The organism is Streptomyces sp. B6B3 (genome assembly GCF_039871525.1).
Taxonomy (GTDB): Bacteria; Actinomycetota; Actinomycetes; order Streptomycetales; family Streptomycetaceae; genus Streptomyces.
On record NZ_JBDPLU010000021.1, the window covers coordinates 20,983 to 41,494 of the forward strand.

Annotated in this window: 1 protein-coding gene; it reads left to right on the forward strand. The window is 73.3% G+C overall.

Going from position 1 to position 20,512, the window contains the following annotated elements:
* Positions 1-37 precede the first annotated feature (37 nt).
* On the forward strand, positions 38-20,473 hold the full coding sequence (locus ABGB06_RS31755) for an amino acid adenylation domain-containing protein (RefSeq protein ID WP_347596206.1): 20,436 nt from the start codon (positions 38-40) through the stop codon (positions 20,471-20,473).
* Positions 20,474-20,512 lie beyond the last annotated feature (39 nt).

The window sequence follows — 20,512 nt, forward strand, 5'->3', positions numbered from 1 at the left end:
TCACACCACAGCGGCGGCAGCGGGAGGACTGGAACGGATGAGCGTCGAGAAGGAAGTACAGGACGACGTCGGCGCCCTCGGAGAGAATCTCGCGGAGGCGGTTCTCCGCCGCAGGTTGGCCGGTGCCCCCCGCCTCCGCCGCCGCTCGGTCATTCCTCCGGTGGACCGGTCGGCAGGGCCGCTGCCGCTGTCGTTCGGGCAGCAACAGATGTGGTTCCTGCACCGGTTGGAGCCGGACAGCGCCGAGTACCTGGTGCCGCTGGCCTTCCGGCTGCGAGGGCCGCTCGACGCCGAGGCCCTGGCCCGCGCGTGGACCGAGCTGACGGCACGTCACGAGGTGCTGCGCACCCGCTACCGCTGGACCGACGGTGCCCCGGCCCAGGTCGTCGACCCGCCCCGGCCGGTGCCGCTTCCGCTCGACCGCCTGACCGGGGTTCCCGCCGACGCGCGCGAGCGTCACGTCGCCGAGGCCGTCGCTCGGGAGGCGGTCACCCCCGTCGACCTGGCGCACGACTGGCCCGCACGGGCCCGCCTGCTACGCGTCGCTGACGACGACCACGTCCTGAGCGTCGTGGTGCACCACATCGCCTTCGACGCCTGGTCCAGCCGCGTCCTGATATCCGAACTCGGCATTCTCTACGAGGCGTTCAGCCAGGGCAACGAACCCTCACTGCCCGCGCTCCCGACGCAGTACGCCGACTTCGCCGCCTGGCAGCGCGCCCAGCAGAGCGGCGGCGCCCTCGACGCGGACCTCGCGTTCTGGCGCGAGCGGCTCGCCGGCCTCGACCCCCTCGACCTGCCCACCGACCGGCCTCGTCCCGCGCGGCGCGGCCACGAGGGCGCGGATGTCCCCTTCGAACTTCCCGACGACGTCTCCAGGAAGGTCGCCGAGCTGGCCCGGCGACACGACACCACCCCGTTCGCCGTGCTGCTCGCCGCCTACCAGGCGCTCCTCTCCCGCTACACCGGCCGAAGAGACATCGCCGTCGGCACCGTCGCGTCCGGGCGCACCCGCCCGGAGCTCCAGGGGCTCATCGGCTACGGCATCAACAACCTGGTCATGCGCGCCCAGTGGGAGGGCGATCCGCGGTTCGCCGACCTGGTGGAGCGGGCCCGGGACACCCTGGCCGCGGCCTACGCGCACCAGGCCGTCCCCTTCGCCCACCTGGTCGACGAGCTGCGCCCGGAACGGGACATGTCCCGCACCCCGCTCTACGAGGTGGCGTTCACCCTGCACGAGCGTGGCGCCGAACGGCTGGAGTTCCCCGGGCTGGGTATCGAGCCCTTCGCCGTGACGGGTGGCGTCGCCAAGTGCGATCTGGAACTCCAGATCGACATCGCCCCCGACGGCACCCTCCGCGGCCAACTCGTCTACGCCACATCCCTGTTCGAACGAGACACCGTCCACCGCATGACCCGGCACCTGGTGCGGCTGCTCCAGCAGGTCACCGCGGCGGAGACGCTGCCGCTGTCCCGCGTGGACCTCCTGGACGACGACGAGCGCGCCCTGATCCTCGGCGCACCCCACGTACCGCACTCCGTGTCGCGGACGGTGTGTGAGGTGTTCGAGGAGCAGGTGGCGCGGACGCCGGATGCGGTGGCGGTGGTGGCGGGTGAGGTGTCGCTGTCGTATGCGGAGGTGGATGCGTGGGCGAATCGGTTGGGGCACCGGTTGCGGGCGTTGGGTGTGGGGCCCGGGTCGTTGGTGGGGGTGTGTCTGGAGCGGGGTCCGGAGCTGGTTCCGTCGTTGTTGGGTGTGTTGAAGTCGGGGGCGGCGTATGTGCCGTTGGACCCGGTGAACCCGGCGGAGCGGTTGGCGTATGTGGTGGCGGACGCGGGTGTGTCGGTGGTGGTGACGGGGTCGGAGCTGTTGCCGTTGGTGGAGTCGGTCCATTCGGGTGACACCGTGGTGGTGGATCGGGATCGGGAGGAGCTGGCGGCTGAGTCGGTGTCTGCCCCGGTGTCTGCGCCGGTGTCGGGGGCGGGTCCTGACAGTGGGATCTATGTGATCTACACGTCGGGTTCGACGGGGCGTCCCAAGGGTGTGGCGTTGACGCACGCGAACGTGGTGCGGTTGGTGTCGTCGGCGCAGGAGCGTTTCGGGTTCGGTGCGGCGGATGTGTGGACGATGTCGCACAGTTACGCGTTCGACGTGTCGGTGTTCGAGATGTGGGGGGCGTTGCTGCACGGCGGGACGTTGGTCGTGGTCGAGCGGGATGTGGCGCGTTCTCCTGAGGAGTTCCTGGACCTGTTGGTGGGTCGGGGGGTGACGGTGCTCAGTCAGACGCCGACGGCTTTCGGGTCGTTGGTGGCGGCGGCCGCGGCGGGGGATGAGCGGATCGATCGGCTCGCTGTGCGGTATGTGGTGTTCGCGGGTGAGCGGTTGGACTTCGGTGAGTTGGTGCCGTGGGTGGCGCGGCGTGGGTTGGACGCGCCGGTGCTGGTCAACATGTACGGGATCACCGAGACCACCGTGCACACCACCTTCTACCGCGTCACCGCCGCCGATCTCGCGGAGCCCCTCACCAGTCCCGTGGGCCGGCCGCTGTCCGATCTGTCGCTGCACCTGCTGGACGGGCACGGGAACCTGGTGCCGATCGGGGTGCCGGGGGAGATCCATGTCGGTGGTCCGGGAGTGGCGCGTGGTTATGTGAACCGGCCGGAGTTGACGGCCGAGCGGTTCGTGCCCGATCCGTTCGGGCCGCCCGGGGCGCGGCTGTACCGCAGCGGTGACCTGGCGCGGCGGCGTCCGGACGGCAGTCTCGACTTCCTGGGCCGGATCGACCACCAGGTCAAGATCCGCGGCTACCGCGTCGAGCTCGGCGAGATCGAGGCCGTGCTCGCCCTCGACCCCGGAGTACGCGACGCCGTCGTCACCGTCCGCGAGGACGTCCCCGGCGACCGGCGACTGACCGCCTACCTGGTCCCCGCCGGCGACGCCTCGCTCGACCCCGCCGACCTGCGCACCCGCCTCGGCCGTGACCTGCCGGAGTACATGGTGCCGGCGGCGTTCGTCGTGCTGGACGCGCTGCCGCTCACCCCCAACGGCAAGGTCGACCGGCGCGCCCTGCCCGCGCCCGGCGACGACGCCCTCGCCCACGCCCCCTACGTCGCCCCCCGCACCCCCGTCGAGGAACAGGTCGCCGCCGTGTGGGCGACCGCCCTGGAGGTGGAGCGCATTGGGGTGCACGACGGCTTCTTCGACCTCGGCGGCGACTCCATGCGGGCCGTCGCGCTCGTCGGCGCCCTGCGCGCCGAGGGCTTCGACCTCTCCGTCCGGGACGTCTTCGACCGCCGCACGGTCGCCGAACTGAGCGAGCTGCTGACCGGCCGCTCCGCGCTGCCCGCCGAAGGGCTCACCCTGGTCGAGCCGTTCGCGCTGATCTCCGCCGAGGACCGCGCGGCGCTGCCCGACGATGTCACCGACGCCTACCCGCTGTCCCAGATCCAGACCGGCATGGTCATCGAGATGCTGGCCGACGAGGAGAAGAACCACTACCACAACTGCAGTTGCTTCCGGATCCTCGACGACCAGCCGCTGCACCCGGAGGCCTTCTCGCGGGCCGTCGCACAGGTGGTGGAGCGCCACGACATGCTCCGCACATCCGTCCACCTCACCGGCTTCTCGGCGCCGCTCCAGATGGTCCACCGGCACGCCGAGGTGTCCGTCGGGGTCCACGACCTCACCCACCTCGACGACCAGGACGCCGCGCTGCGGGACTTCGTCCGGGCCGAGCGCGCCGACGCCTTCGACCTGACGGTTCCCGGACTCATGCGCTTCCACGCGCACGTCACCGGGGACACCACGTGGTGGATCTCGATCACCGAGTGCCACCCGATCATGGAGGGGTGGAGCTACCACTCGCTCCTCATGGAGCTGCTCGGCTGCTACCGGCGGATGCGCGACGGCCAGGAGCCCGAGCCGTACGAGCGGCCCGCGGTGCGGTTCGCCGACGCCATCGCCGGGGAGCTGGCCTCGCTCGCCTCCGAGGAGGACCGTGCCTTCTGGCGCGGCATCGTCGACGGCTACGAGAAGTTCACCCTCCCGTCGGGCTGGGGTGACGAGGCGGGGTCCCCGCAGGTGAAGCACCACGCGCAGATCCCCTGGGACGACCTGGAGACCGGGCTGCGCGCGCTCGCCACCCGTGCCAACGCCTCCCTGAAGAGCGTGATGCTCGCCGCGTTCGGCAAGGTGATGAGCCAGCTCACCGACGCCGAACGGTTCCACGCGGGCCTCGTCTTCGACGTCCGACCAGAGGTCACCGGTGCCGACCGGGTGTACGGCATGTACCTCAACACGCTGCCGCTGGCGTTCGACCGGATCCCGGCCACCTGGCTGGACCTCGTCCGCGGCACGTTCGCCCGCGAGGTCGAGACGTGGGCGCACCGGCGCCACCCGCTGCCGGCCGTGCAACGGGAGGTCGGCGGCGACCGTCTCATCGATGTCTTCTTCAACTACCAGGACTTCCGCCAGGTCGACGCCTCGCTCGTGGACGACCAGGTCGGCATCGACGACAGCCCGACCGAGTTCCCACTGACCATCTCCTCCCGGGTCGGGCACATCTTCCTGACCGCCGACTCCCGGTCCCTCAGCCGGCGGAACACCGAGCGCGTCGGCGCGATGTTCCGCGCCGCGCTGGAGGCGATGGCCACCGACGCCGACGGCGATCCGCGGATCCCGCTGCTGCCCGCCGCGGAACGCCAGCGGCTGGTCGGCGCCTGGGCGGTCAACCCCGCCGAACCGGCCGACCGGACCGTCCGCGAACTGTTCGAGGAGCAGGCCGCCCGCACCCCCGACGCGCTCGCCGTCGTCTGCGGTGACCGGCGGCTCACCTACGCGGAACTGGACGCCGACGCCAACCGGCTGGCCCACCGGCTACGGGCGCTGGGCGTCGGACCCGAGTCCGTGGTGGGCGTGCTGCTCGACCGCGACACCGACCTCGTCGTCGCGCTGCTCGCGGCCTGGAAGGCCGGCGGCGCCTACCTCCCGATGGACCCGGCGTCCCCGCCAGAACGCGTCGCGCACATGGTGGCGGACGCCGGCGCCCGCGTGCTGCTCACCCAGTCCGAGTACGGACCGCGGGCGGGCGACGACTTCGCCGGCCACGTCGTGGCGCTGGACCTGGACTCCCTCGACGCGCTGCCGGCGACGCCGCCGGAGCGGGTGGCCGATCCGGACGGACTGGCCTACGTGATCTACACGTCCGGCTCCACCGGGCAGCCCAAGGGCGTCCTCGTGCCGCACCGCGGGCTGGCGGGCCACGTCCGCTGGGCCGTCGAGGAGCTGACCGCGGCCGGCGGCGGCGCCCCGCTGTTCTCCTCGATCGCCTTCGACCTGGTGGTGCCCAACGTCTGGGCGCCGCTGCTCGTCGGACAGCCGGTGCACGTCATGCCGCAGGACCTGGACCTCGGCCGCCTCGGCGAGGCGTTGGCGGCCCACGCCCCGTACGCCTTCGTCAAGCTCACCCCGGCGCACCTGGAGGTGCTCACCCACCAGCTGTCGCCGGACCAGGCCCGCGCCCTGGCGCCCCTGCTCGTGGTGGCGGGCGAGGCGTTCCGCCGCCGGGTCGTCGAGTCCTGGCGTGCCCTGACGCCGGACACCCGGCTGGTGAACGAGTACGGCCCGACCGAGACCTCCGTCGGCACCTGCGTCTGGCCCGTTCCGGCGCCCGAGGAGTGGGGCGGGGAGCCGCCCGAGGTGATGCCGATCGGCCGCCCGCTGCCGGGCGTGTCGATGTACGTGCTCGACGACCGGCTGCGGCCGGTGCCGACGGGCGTCACCGGGCAGCTGTACGTCGGCGGCAACGGGGTCTCCCGCGGCTACCTCGGGGACCCCGCGCTGACGGCGGACCGGTTCCTGCCCGACCCGTACGGACCGCCCGGCGCACGGCTGTACCGCAGCGGGGACCTCGCCAGGGTGCTGCCCGACGGCGCCGTCGCCTTCCTCGGGCGCGGCGACGGGCAGGTCAAGATCCGCGGCTACCGCGTGGAACTCGGCGAGATCGAGGCGGCCCTCGGTGAGCACGCGGACGTCGCCGACGCGCGGGTGGTGCTGCGCGAGAACTCCTCGGGCCCCGGCGGCCCGGGCGGCCCCGCCGCGGGAGAGAGCCGGCTCGTCGGCTACGTCGTGCCGCGCGGCGAGCACGCGCCGTCCGCCGCGGACCTGCGGACGGCGCTGGCCCGCCGGCTGCCGGACTACATGGTGCCCTCGGCGTTCGTGGCGGTGGACGCCTTCCCCCTCAACGCCAACGGCAAGCTGGACCGCCGCGCCCTGCCCGACCCGGACGAGGACGCCTGGGCGGGGGTGCCCTACACCGCGCCGCGCAGCCCACTGGAGGAGCGCGTCGCGGCGGTGTGGAGCCACGAGCTGGGCAGTGGACCCGTCGGCGTCCACGACGACTTCTTCGATCTGGGCGGCGACTCCATCCGGGCCGTGGCCCTGATCGGCGCCCTGCGCGCGGAGCGTCTGGACGTCAGCGTCAAGGACGTCTTCCAGCACCGCACGGTCGCCGGGCTGTGCGCCCTGCTGTCCGGCAGGGCGGACCTGTCGGAGGGTGGATACCGGGGCGTGGCGCCGTTCGCGCTGATCTCCGCCGAGGACCGGGCGAAGCTGCCCGCGGGCCTCGCCGACGCCTACCCGCTGTCCCAGATCCAGACCGGCATGCTCGTCGAGACGCTCGCCAACCGGGACCGCAACAACTACCACAACGTCAACGTCTACCGGGTCCACGACGACGAGCCGTTCGACGCCGACGCGTTCGCGGAGGCCGTTCGGACGGTCGTCGCCCGGCACGACGCGCTGCGCACCTCCGTCGCGCTCACCGGCTACTCCGCGCCCCTGCAACTCGTCCACGAGGACGTCGAGATCCCCGTCGCCGTACACGACCTCGGCGCGCCGGACGAGGAGCGACTGCGGCGGGACATGGCCGCCTACGTCGCCGCGGAACGCGCCCACGCCTTCGACCTCACCGCGCCCGCACCGCTGTTGCGGGTCGCCGCGCACCTGACCGACGCAGGCTGGCTGTGCACCTTCACGCAGAGCCACGCCGTCATGGACGGCTGGAGCAACCAGCTGTTCCTGGTCGACCTGGTGCGCGTCTACCGGCGGCTGCGGGACGGCCTGGAACCCGAGCCATACCAGACGCCCGCGGTGCGGTTCGCCGACGCCGTGGCCGCGGAGCTCGCCGCCCTGCGGTCGCCGGAGGACCGGGCCTACTGGGAACGCGTCGTCACCGACCACACCCGGGCCGGCGTCCCCGCCGGCTGGCACGGCGACCTGACCGCGCCGGCCGAGACCGTCCGCGCCGGGGTGCGCTTCGGCGATCTCCAGGAGCGGCTGCGCGGCGTCGCCGGCGCGGCCCGGGCGTCGGTCAAGAGCGTCCTCGTCGCCGCGTTCCTGAAGGTCGTCGGCCAGCTCACCGAAGAACCGGCCTACCACGCCGGGTTGGTCACCCACGCCCGCCCCGAGGCGCCGGGCGCCGACCGGCTCTACGGCACATACCTCAACACGTTGCCGTTCCCGGCCGACCGGACGGCCCGCACCTGGCGGGAGCTCGTGCGGCAGGTCTCCGACCGGGAGATCGAGGCATGGCCGCACCGGCACTTCCCGATGCCCGCCATCGAACAACCGGGCGGCGGCCGTCTGGTCGACGTCTTCTTCAGCTACCTCGACTTCCACGAGATGGACGAGCGGGACGCCGAGGACGGCTGGGGCATCAGCGACGCGCCCAACGAGTTCGCCCTCACCATCACGGCGCTCGGCGGCGTGCTGAGCCTGCGCTCCACCTCGCACGTGCTGAGCCAGGCCAACGCCGACCGCGTCGCCGGCATGTTCCGCGCGGTACTGGAGGCGATGGCCGCCGACCCGGACGGCGACGCCCGGGCCGTGTACCTGCCGGACGGCGAGCGGGACCTCCTGCTCGCCGCGGGCCGGGCCGCCGTGCCGGCCGAACCGGTGTCGCGGACGGTGTGTGAGGTGTTCGAGGAGCAGGTGGCGCGGACGCCGGATGCGGTGGCGGTGGTGGCGGGTGAGGTGTCGCTGTCGTATGCGGAGGTGGATGCGTGGGCGAATCGGTTGGGGCACCGGTTGCGGGCGTTGGGTGTGGGGCCCGGGTCGTTGGTGGGGGTGTGTCTGGAGCGGGGTCCGGAGCTGGTTCCGTCGTTGTTGGGTGTGTTGAAGTCGGGGGCGGCGTATGTGCCGTTGGACCCGGTGAACCCGGCGGAGCGGTTGGCGTATGTGGTGGCGGACGCGGGTGTGTCGGTGGTGGTGACGGGGTCGGAGCTGTTGCCGTTGGTGGAGTCGGTCCATTCGGGTGACACCGTGGTGGTGGATCGGGATCGGGAGGAGCTGGCGGCTGAGTCGGTGTCTGCCCCGGTGTCTGCGCCGGTGTCGGGGGCGGGTCCTGACAGTGGGATCTATGTGATCTACACGTCGGGTTCGACGGGGCGTCCCAAGGGTGTGGCGTTGACGCACGCGAACGTGGTGCGGTTGGTGTCGTCGGCGCAGGAGCGTTTCGGGTTCGGTGCGGCGGATGTGTGGACGATGTCGCACAGTTACGCGTTCGACGTGTCGGTGTTCGAGATGTGGGGGGCGTTGCTGCACGGCGGGACGTTGGTCGTGGTCGAGCGGGATGTGGCGCGTTCTCCTGAGGAGTTCCTGGACCTGTTGGTGGGTCGGGGGGTGACGGTGCTCAGTCAGACGCCGACGGCTTTCGGGTCGTTGGTGGCGGCGGCCGCGGCGGGGGATGAGCGGATCGATCGGCTCGCTGTGCGGTATGTGGTGTTCGCGGGTGAGCGGTTGGACTTCGGTGAGTTGGTGCCGTGGGTGGCGCGGCGTGGGTTGGACGCGCCGGTGCTGGTCAACATGTACGGGATCACCGAGACCACCGTGCACACCACCTTCTACCGCGTCACCGCCGCCGATCTCGCGGAGCCCCTCACCAGTCCCGTGGGCCGGCCGCTGTCCGATCTGTCGCTGCACCTGCTGGACGGGCACGGGAACCTGGTGCCGATCGGGGTGCCGGGGGAGATCCATGTCGGTGGTCCGGGAGTGGCGCGTGGTTATGTGAACCGGCCGGAGTTGACGGCCGAGCGGTTCGTGCCCGATCCGTTCGGGCCGCCTGGGTCGCGGCTGTACCGCAGCGGTGACCTGGCGCGGCGGCGTCCCGACGGCAGTCTCGACTTCCTGGGCCGGATCGACCACCAGGTCAAGATCCGCGGCTACCGCGTCGAACCCGGCGAGATCGAGGCCGTGCTGCTGGCCCACCCGGGCGTCCGGGAGGCCGTCGTCATCGCCCGCGAACACGCTCCGGGCGACACCCGGCTCGTCGCCTACCTCGTGGCCGTGAGCCCGGCTGCGGCGCCGTCCGGCGCGGAGTTGGCCGCGCACTGCTCCGGCAGCCTGCCGCCCTACATGGTGCCGGCCGCGTTCGTCGCCCTCGACGCGCTGCCGCTCACCCCCAACGGCAAGCTCGACCGGCGCGCCCTGCCCGCGCCCGGCGACGACGCCCTCGCCCACGCCCCCTACGTCGCCCCCCGCACCCCCACCGAGGAACGGATCGCGGCGGTGTGGCGCGACGTGCTCGGCGTCGAGCGGGTCGGCGTGGAGGACAGCTTCTTCGACCTCGGCGGCGACTCCATCCGCGCCGTCGTGCTCGTCGGCGCCCTGCGCGAGGAGCGCCTGGACGTCTCGGTGGGCGACGTCCTCACCCACCGCACGGTCGGGGACCTCGCCGGGTTCCTCGCCGGACGCGACGGACTGGCCAGGCCGGACGCCCTGGTCGAGCCGTTCGCGCTGATCTCCGCCGAGGACCGCGCGGCGCTGCCCGCCGGTGTCACCGACGCCTACCCGCTGTCCCAGGTGCAGATCGGCATGGTCGTCGAGATGCTGGGCGGCGGCGACGCCTACCGCAGCTTCGTCTCGTACCGGATCTCCGACCGGCGTCCGTTCGACGAGGACGCGCTGCGCCGGGCGACCCGGGTGGTCATCGACCGCCACGAGATGCTGCGCACCTCGTTCGACCTGCACTCCTACGCGGTGCCGACGCAGCTGGTGCACGCCGAGGTGGACCCCGTGGTCGCCGTGCACCGCGTGCCGACGACGCAGGACGGACCCGACGGCGCACCCGCCGAGCAGCTGATGGACCGGCTACGGGCGGAGCGCGACGCCGACTTCCCACTCGACCGGGCCCCGCTGCTGCGCGTCGCCGCGTACGTTGGTGAGGACGCCGGGGACGAGGGCTGGTGGCTGTCGATCGCCCGACCGCACGCCGTCACCGAGGGCTGGAGCCACCACTGGCTGCTGACGGAGCTTCTTGACGTCTACCGCGACGTGCGCGACGGCCGCCCTCCGGCGCCCCACGAAACGCCCGCCGCCCGCTACGCCGACCACATCGCGGCCGAACGGGCCTCCCTGGCCTCGGCGGAGGACGCCGCCTACTGGCGGAACGTGATCGAGACGCACCCCCCGCTCGCCCTGCCCGACGGATGGCGGCCGGATCCGGGTCCGGGGGAGAGCTATGACCTCAAGGTTCCCCTCGACGGTTTGACGGACGGGCTGCGGAACCTGGCCACCCGGCTGCGGGTCTCCGTCAAGAGCGTGCTGCTGGCGGCCCACGTCAAGGTCATGAGCCAGCTCACCGAGGCTCCCGCCTTCCAGATCGGTCTGGTGTGCGACGCGCGCCCCGAACTGACCGGCGCCGACCGGGTGTACGGCATGCATCTCAACACCGTGCCGTTCCCGGTGGACCGCTCCGCGCGCACCTGGCGGGAACTGGTGACCCGGGTGTACGACCGCGAGGCCGAGCTGTGGCCGCACCGGCGCTACCCGCTGCCCGCGCTGCAACGCGAGTGGCACGGCGGCCGACTGGTCAACGTCGCCTTCAACTACGTCGATCTGCCGCGCCGGGAGGCGGACCCGTCGGACCAGGGGAACGCTCGTGCCGACGTCCGGTTCGGGACCTCGCAGACCGAGTTCGACATCACCCTGCACTGCCGCGCCGACCGGATGAACCTCACCACCAACACCGCCGTGCTCGGCCGGGCCGACGGCGAGCGGCTGAGCGCCATGTACCGGGCGGTGCTGGAGGCGATGACCGCCGACGCCGACGGCGACGCCCGTGCCACCCACCTCCCCGAGGACGAGCGTCGACTGCTGCTCGACGAGGTGACCGCGACCGGACGGGAGCCGCTGGAGATCCGGGTGCCAGAGCGCTTCGAGCACTGGGCGGCGACCACGCCCGACGCCGTCGCGCTCGTCGACGACGACACGGTGACGACGTACCGGGAGCTCAACGCCCGCGCCAACCGGCTCGCCCGGCACCTGCGGGAGCTGGGCGTGGGGCAGGAGAGCCTGGTCGGCCTCTGCCTCGAACGTTCGCCCCTGCTGGTCGTCGCGGTGCTTGCGGTGCTCAAGGCGGGCGGCGCCTATCTGCCGCTCGACCCGGAGTCGCCCGCCGAACGCCTCGGCTTCATGGCCCAGGACGCCGGGGTGCGCCTGCTGGTGACCCGCACGCAGCACGCCGACGCGGTCAAGGGCGGCGAGGACATCACGACCGTCCTGCTCGACGACGAGCACCGATGGAGCGACCTGGCCGCCGACGACCCGGGACCGGTCGCCGAGCCGGACAACCTCGCCTACGTGATCTACACCTCGGGCTCGACGGGACGGCCCAAGGGCGCGATGGTCCGCCACGACGGCATGGGTAACCACCTGCTGGCCAAGATCGAGGACCTCGACCTGGGCCCCGAGGACCGCGTCGTGTTCAACGCGCCGCCCGCGTTCGACATCTCGGTGTGGCAGATGCTCGCCGCCCTGGTGACCGGCGGCCGGGTCCGGGTCGTCGGCGGGGAGACCGTGCTCGACCCGGAGGGCCTGTTTGGCCGGGTGGCGCGGGAGGAGGTCACGATCCTGGAGGTCGTGCCGTCGCTGCTGCGTACCGCCCTGGACCTCTGGGATTCCGGGGCGCCGGCGCCGCTGCTGCCCCGGCTGCGCCGCCTCGTGGTGACCGGCGAGGTGCTGCCCGCGGAGCTGGCCGAGCGCTGGCTGACCCGCTTCCCGGGCATCCCGCTCGTCAACGCCTACGGCCCCACCGAATGCTCCGACGACATCACCCACGCGGTGCTGGACACTCCGCCGGGCGACGGCCGGATACCCATCGGTGCGCCGGTCAGGAACATGCGCCTGTACGTGCTCGACGCGGCGCTGCACCCGGTCCCCGCCGGGGTGCCGGGCGAGCTGTACGCCGGCGGCATCGGCGTGGGCCGCGGCTATCTCGGCCGGTCCGCGCTGACGGCGGAACGCTTCGTCCCCGATCCCTTCGGCCCGCCCGGATCCCGGCTCTACCGCACCGGCGACCTGGCCGCCTGGCGCCCCGACCACGGCCTGGACTTCCTCGGCCGCGTCGACGACCAGGTGAAGGTGCGCGGCCACCGCGTCGAACTCGGCGAGATCGCGGCGGCGCTCGCCACCCATCCCCGGGTCCGCCAGGCCGTCGTGGTCGTCCACGAGGAGCGTCTCGTCGCCTACGTCATCACGCCCGACGGCGAGGCGGTGAGCCCGGAGGAACTGCGCGACCTGCTCGCCCGGACCCTGCCGGACTACATGGTCCCCGCCGCCTACGTGCGGCTGGACGCCGTGCCGCTCACGCCCAACGGGAAGGTCGACCGGCGGGCCCTGCCCGCACCGGACGACGACTCGTTCACCCGTGGCACGTTCGTGGCGCCCCGCACCCCGACCGAGCGCCGGGTCGCGGAGGTCTGGCGGCAGGCACTCGGCCTGGAGCGGGTCGGCGTGCGGGACGGCTTCTTCGACCTCGGCGGCGACTCGATCCGCGCCGTCGCCCTGGTCGGCGCCCTGCGGGAGGAGGGCTACGACGTCTCCGTCCAGGACGTGCTGCACACCCGTACCGTCGAAGAGCTGTGCGAACTGCTTGCCGAGCGCGACCCGCTCACCGGCCAGTCGTTCGTCGAGCCGTTCGCGCTGATCTCCACCGAGGACCGGGCCAAGCTGCCGGACGGCGTCGTGGACGCGTACCCGCAGGGCCGCACCCAGCTCGGCATGCTCATCGAGATGGCCGACAGCCCCGGCGGCGTCTACCACATCATCAACACCTTCCGGGTCGTCGACGGCGGCCGGCTGGACCCGGTCGCGCTGCGGCTGGCGGCCGCGACGCTCGTCGAGCGCCACGAGGTGCTGCGCACCTCGTTCCGGCTCACCGGCTACTCGACGCCGCTGCAACTGGTCCACGCCACCGCGCACCTCCCGGTGGAGATCCACGACGTCCGCGGGCTCGACGAGGAGCAACTCGCCGCGGCCCGGTTGGAGCTGATCAGAAGGCAGCGCGCCGAGCCCTTCGACATCGAACGGGCGCCGCTGCTGCGGATCGTCGCCCATGACGAGAGCGACGAGGCGTGGTGGGTGACCTTCACCCAGTCGCACGCCATCACCGAGGGGTGGAGCTACCACCAGCTGCTGGTAGAACTCCTCGACTGCTACCGGGCGTTCCGCGACGGCGTCGAGCCCGAGCCGTACCACACCCCGAGGGTGCGGTTCGCCGACTCCGTCGCCCTCGAGGTGGCCGCCCTGGAGTCCGCCGAGGACCGCGCGTACTGGCGGCGGATCACCTCCGAACACGTGCCGGTGACGCTGCCCGCCGCATGGGCCGGCCGGACCGACGAACGCATCTACCACGAGGTGCCGTTCGACGACCTGGCCGAGAAGCTGCGCGGGCTGGCCGCGTCGGCGCGCACGTCGATCAAGAGCGTGCTGCTGGCCGCCCACCTCAAGGTGCTGGGCCAGGTCACCGACGCCCCCGCGTACCACGCCGGCCTCGTCGTCGACACGCGCCCCGAGGTCACCGGCGCCGAGCGGGTGCTGGGCATGTACCTCAACACCCTCCCGATGGCCGTCGACCGCTCCGCGCGCACCTGGCGAGAGCTGGTCTCCCAGGTCTACGACCGCGAGGTCGAGCTGTGGGCGCACCGCCGCTACCCGATGCCCGCCATCCAGGCGGAGTGGCGCGGCGGGCGGCTCGTCAGCACCTACTTCAACTACCTCGACTTCCACCAGGTCGACACCGAGACGGTCGCCACCGGGACACGGATGTCCAGCGCGACCAACGAGTTCGACCTCTCGGTCTTCAACCGCGGGGAACGGCTCTACGTGAACACCCGCGACGACGTCATGACCCGGGAGCACGCCGGGCGGCTGGCCGGCATGTACCGGGCGGTGCTGGAGGCGATGGCCGCCGACCCGGACGGCGACGCCCGGTCCGTGTACCTGCCGGCGGGCGAGCGCGAGCGGCTGCTGGCCCGCGCCGCCGAGTCCGCCGCCCCGGCGGCGGGCCACGTCCCCGGGGGGAGCGGGGACCGCGTGGAGGAGCTGTTCGCTCGGCAGGCCGCCCGGACGCCTGACGCGGTCGCGGTCGTGGCGGGCGACGTGTCGCTGACGTACGCGGAGGTCGAGGCGCGCGCCAACCAGCTGGCCCACCGGCTCATCGCCATGGGCGCGGGCCCGGAGCGGCTCGTCGGCGTGTGCCTGCCGCGCGGCGCCGACCTGGCCCCCACCCTGCTGGGCGTGCTGAAGTCGGGCGCCGGGTACCTGCCGCTGGACCCGGCCAACCCGGCCGACCGGCTGGCGTACATCCTGACGGACGCCGCGGCGTCGGTGCTGGTCACGGACGCGGCCTCGCTGCCGCTGGTGAGGGACGCCCACGACGGTCCGCTCGTCGTCCTCGACCGGGACCGCGCGGCGCTGGCGGCCGAGCCGGACACCGCCCCGGTGACCGCCGGCGACGTGGACAACGCCATCTACGTCATGTACACCTCGGGTTCGACCGGCCGGCCCAAGGGCGTCACCCTCGCCCACGCCAGCGTCGTGCGGCTGATGGCGACAGCGCAGGAGCACTACGCCTTCGACGAGGCGGACGTGTGGGCGATGTTCCACAGCTACGCCTTCGACGTGTCGGTGTTCGAGCTGTGGGGCGCGCTGCTGCACGGCGGGACCCTCGTCGTGGTCGACCAGGATCTGGCGCGCTCGCCCGACGACTTCCTCGACCTGCTCGTCGAGCACGAGGTGACGATGCTCTGCCAGACGCCGTCGGCGTTCCGCTGGCTGCTGGCCCCGGCGGCCGAGGAGGGCGACCCGCGCGTCAAACGGCTGTCACTGCGGGCCGTGGTCTTCGCCGGTGAGAAGCTGGAGACGGCCGACCTGCGGCCGTGGACCGAGCGACTGGGCCTGGGCCGGGTGGCGCTGGTCAACATGTACGGCATCACCGAGACGACCGTGTACTCGACGTACCACCGCATCACCCGACAGGACCTGCGGGCTGGTTCGGGCAGTCCGATCGGGCGGCCGCTCAGCAACCTCACCACCCATCTGCTCGACCCGCACGGCGACCCGGTGCCCGACGGCGACCTCGGCGAGATCCACATCGGTGGCTGGGGCGCGGCGCGCGGCTATCTGAACCGGCCCGAGCTGACCGCCGAGCGGTTCGTGCCCGACCCGTTCGGCCCTCCGGGGTCGCGCCTGTACCGCAGCGGCGATCTGGCGCGCCGGCGCCCCGACGGCAGCCTGGACTTCGTCGGCCGGATCGACCACCAGGTGAAGATCCGCGGCTACCGCGTGGAACTCGGCGAGATCGAGTCCGCGCTCACGGCCCACCCGAGCGTCCGGGACGCCGTCGTCATCGCCCGCGAGGACACCCCCGGCGACACGCGGCTCGTCGCCTACCTCGTGCCAGCCGACGCCGACGACACGGCCGCGCTGGACCCCGCCGCGCCGGACACGGCGGCGCTGGACCCCGCCGAACTGCGGGCGCACCTCGGCCGCACGCTGCCCGGGTACATGATCCCGGCCGCGTACCAGGCCATCGAGCGGATTCCGCTGACCGCCAACGGCAAGCTCGACACCCGGGCGCTGCCGGCGCCCGGCGACGACTCCGTCGCCCGCACGCGATACGTGGCCCCCCGCACGCCCGTCGAGGAGCGGGTCACCGCCATCTGGCGGGACGTGCTGGGCGTGGCGAAGGCCGGCGTCCGGGACAGCTTCTTCGACCTCGGCGGCGACTCCATCAAGGCCGTCATGGTCGTCGGGGAGATGCGCGGGGTGGGCGTGGCCGTCACCGCCCGCGAGGTGCTGGAGCACCAGACCGTCGAGGCCCTGTGCGCCAGGGCCGCGGGCCGGACGGCGGTCACGGCCCCGGCGCCGGTCGAGCCGTTCGAGCTGCTGAGCGAGGCGGACAGGGCCCGGCTGCCGGAAGGCGTCGTCGACGCCTACCCGCTGACCCAGACGCAGACCGGCATGCTCGTCGAGATGCTGTCCAGCCAGGACGGCCCGCCCAGCTACCACCGGGTGGCGTCGATCCGGATCGGCGCCGACGAGCCCTTCTCCCGTGAGCCGTTCGAGCGCGCGCTGCGCGAACTCGCCGACCGGCACGAGGCGTTGCGCACCTCGGTCGACACCGAGTCGTACTCCGTGCCGGTCCAGCTGGTCCACGCCACGGCGGAGGCCCCGCTGCGGGTGGTCGACCTGACCGGCGCCGGCGAGCGGGAACGGGAACGGACGCTGCGGGAACTGCTCGACGCCGAGAGCCGCACCCTGCTGCCGCACGACGCCGCCCCGCTGCTGCGGCTGGTGGTCCACCGATTCGCCGACGGCGGCTGGCAGCTCACCCTGACCCAGTCGCATCTGATCGTCGACGGCTGGACCTTCAGCCTGCTCCGCGCCGAACTGTTGGAGCTCTACCGCGCGTTCCGCGACGGCGACCCGCTCCCACCGTACGAGCCGCCCACCGTCCGGTTCGCCGACACCGTCGCCGGTGAGCTGCGGGCGCTGGCCGGCGACGAGGACCGCGCGTACTGGCGCGGCGTCGTCGAGGGGCACGCGCGGTTCACCCTGCCCGAGGGCTGGGGCGACGCCCCGGAAACGCCGCGCGAGGGCTACCAGATCCACCTGCCGCTGGACGAACTGACGAAGCCACTGCGGGCGTTCGCCTCGGCCGCCGGCGTCCCGATCAAGAGCGTCCTGCTCGCCGCCCACCTGCGGGTGCTGAGCGCGCTCACCGGCGAACCCCGGTTCTTCTCCGGGCTGGTGACCCACTGCCGTCCCGAGGCGCCGGGCGCCGAGCGCGTCTACGGCACCCACCTCAACACCCTGCCGTTCCCCTTCGAGGCGTCGGCGGGCAGCTGGCGGGAGCTGGTGCGGCGGGTCTTCGACACCGAGCTGCGGCAGTGGCCGCACCGGAACTTCCCGATGCCGGCGATCCAGCACGAGCTGGCCGGCGTCGACCGGCTCATCGACGTCTACTTCAGCTACCAGGACTTCCGCTCCCCCGACACCCGTCAGCCCTCCCACGACGACACCGGGGCCATGGGCTTCAGCCGCAACGAGTTCCCGGTCTCCGTCACCGCCGACGACTCCCGGCTGATCCTGGAGGCCGACAGCCACGCGCTCGGCCGCGCCGACGGCGAGCGCCTGGCCTCGATGTACCGGGCCGTGCTGACCGACATGGCGGCCGGCCCGGACGGCGACGCCCGCGCGGCCCTGCTGCCCGAGGGCGAACCGGCCCGGCTGGAGCGGTGGGCGGCCGGCCCCGTCGGGACGCCGTCCTGGACGCCGCTGGAGCGGTTCGAGGAGCAGGCGGCGCGCACCCCCGACGCCCCGGCGGTGGTCGTCGACGGCACGGCGGTGACGTACCGGGAACTGGACGAGCTGGCCAACCGGCTCGGGCATCGGCTGCGGGCGGCCGGCGCCGGCCCCGAGTCGACCGTGGGCCTGCTGCTCGGCCGCGGCCCCGGGTTCATCGCCGCCCTGCTCGGCGCCTGGAAGGTCGGCGCCGGTTACGTGCCGCTCGACCCGTCGTTCCCGGCCGAGCGGCTGAGCTACCTGCTCGACGACAGCGGGGCGGCTGCCCTGGTCAGCGAGTCGGCCTGGCTGGACGCCGGCCCCGACCTCGGCGGCCTGGACTCCGACGGCCTGGACTTCCGCGGTCCGACCGTGCTGCTGGATCGCGACGCCGAGGCCATCGCGGCGCAGCCGGACACGCCCCTCGGGCGGCACGCCGACCCCGACGGGCTCGCCTACGTCGTCTACACCTCCGGCTCCACCGGCCGCCCCAAGGGCGTGGCGGTCACGCACCGGGGCCTGGCGAACTTCCTCGCCCACGGCATGGCCGAGTACCTGCCCGACGGTTCACACGGCGCCCCGCTGCTGTCGTCCGTGGCCTTCGACATGGCGGTCTCGGCCATGCTGACGCCGCTGATGACCGGCCTGCCGGTGCACGTCTTCCCGCAGGACCGGCACCTCGGCGAACTCGGCGCGTGGCTGGCGAGCAGCGGCCCGTTCGACTTCGTCCACGTCACCCCGAGCCATCTCGACGCGATCACCGACCAGTTGGACGAGCTGGACGGCACGGCCGCCGCCCCGCTGACCCGGGTCCTGGTGGTCGGCGGCGAGACGGTCACCCGGCGCAGCGTGCGGCAGGCCCGGCTCCTGCTGGGCGAGCACGGCCGGATGCTCAACTCGTACGGCCCGACCGAGATCACCGTCACCAGCAACGAGTTCCGCGTGACGGGCGAACCCGACGGCGAGACGGTGCCGATCGGCCACCCGCTGCCGAACACCACCGCCCGCGTCCTGGACGGCTGGTTGCGGCCGGTGCCGCGCGGCGTGGCCGGCGAGCTGTACGTCGGCGGCGTCGGCGTCTCTCGCGGCTATCTGGGCCGGCCGGCGCTGACCGCCGAGCGGTTCGTGCCCGACCCGTACGGCCCGCCGGGAGCGCGGCTGTACCGGACCGGCGACCTGGCCCGCGTGCTGCCCGACGGCAGCGTCGACTTCCTCGGGCGCAACGACGCGCAGGTCAAGATCCAGGCCTACCGGATCGAGCCCGGCGAGATCGAGGCCGCGCTGCTCGCCCGCCCGCACGTCGCCGCGGCCCGGGTGGTCGCGCAGGACGACCCGGACACCGGCAAGCGCCTGGTCGCCTATCTGGTCGCCGACGGCGCGCACACCCTCGACCCGGAGGAGCTGCGGAACGCGCTCGCGCGGACCCTGCCCGCGTACCTGATCCCGGCGGCGTTCGTGACGCAGGACTCCCTCCCGCTCACCGACAACGGCAAGTTGGACCGGCACCGGCTGCCCGCGCCGGACCACACCGCCTTCGCACAGAGCGCGTACGAGGAGCCACGCACGCCGACGGAAGCCTGGCTCGCCGGGGTGTGGTCCGAGGTCCTCGGGGTGGACCGGGTCGGCGTCCACGACAGGTTCTTCGCCCTGGGCGGCCACTCGATCGCGGTCTTCAAGGTCATCGCCGCCGCCCGGCGGGCCGAGCGGCCGCTGTCGCTGCTCGCGATCTACCGGGACGACAGCGTGGCGGCGGTCGCCGCGGCCATCGACGCGGCGTCCGCCGGCAGGCCGGCCAGCGCCCCGGCCAGCGCCCCCGTGAGCACCCCGACCAGTCCGGCTCGGACGCTGGTCGCCGAGCACGCCGAGCACGTGCCCGGCGTGAGCCTGGCCGTCATCGCGGGCGGTGAGCTGGTGGCCGTCGAGCAGCGCGGCGTCCTCGCCGCCGGCGGCGCCGAGCCGGTGACCGCGGACACCCTCTTCCAGGTCGGCTCGCTCAGCAAGCTGGTCACGGCGGTGGGCACCCTGCGGCTCGCCGAACAGGCGGTGGTCGACCTCGACGAGGACGTCAACCGGTACCTGACCGGCTGGCGGGTGCCGTCGGGGACGCGCATCACCCTGCGCCAGCTGCTGGGGCACATGTCGGGGCTGGCACCCACCCCGAGCCGCGGTCAGGAGCGCGGCGAGACGCCGCTGGCCCTGCCCGACCTGCTGCACGGCAGGCATCCGGACGCCTCACCCGGCGCCCGCCCCGACCTGACGCCCGGCACGGTCTTCCGCAAGGCGAACATCCACTTCAGCGTCGTCCAGCAGGCGTTGACGGACGCGACGGGCGAACCGTTCGACGCGCTGATGCGCCGGCTGGTGTTCGAGCCCCTGGGGCTCTCCGGCAGCGACTTCGACCAGTCCTTCCCCGAGCACGCCGGCCGCCCGGCGGCCCTGGGCCACGACGAGCGGGGCGAACCGGTGCGGGGCGGCTGGCGGCAGTGGCCCGAGGCCGCGGCGGGCGGCCTGTGGACGACGGCGGCGGACGTGGCCCGGCTGCTGCTGGAGATCCGCCGGGCGCACCTGGGCCGACCGCTGACGCTGCTGACCCAGCGGAGCGCGCGAGAGCTGTTGACCCCGCAGCACCGCTACAGCGCCTACGGCCTGGGCGTGGTCGTCGACGACCTGGGCGACGACACGCAGTTCGGCCACGGCGGCGCGAGCGGGGGCTATCACGCCCTGGCCATGTGCCGCCTGGCGGCGGGCACCGGCTTCGTGGCGCTCACCAACGGCGACGGAGGGGCGGCCGTGGTGAAGAGCCACGTCCCGCTGCTGGAGCCGAGCGGCCACGCGGAGCGGACGTCATGACGGCAGCGGCCGGCAGTGGTCCGGACGGTCGCGGTCCCG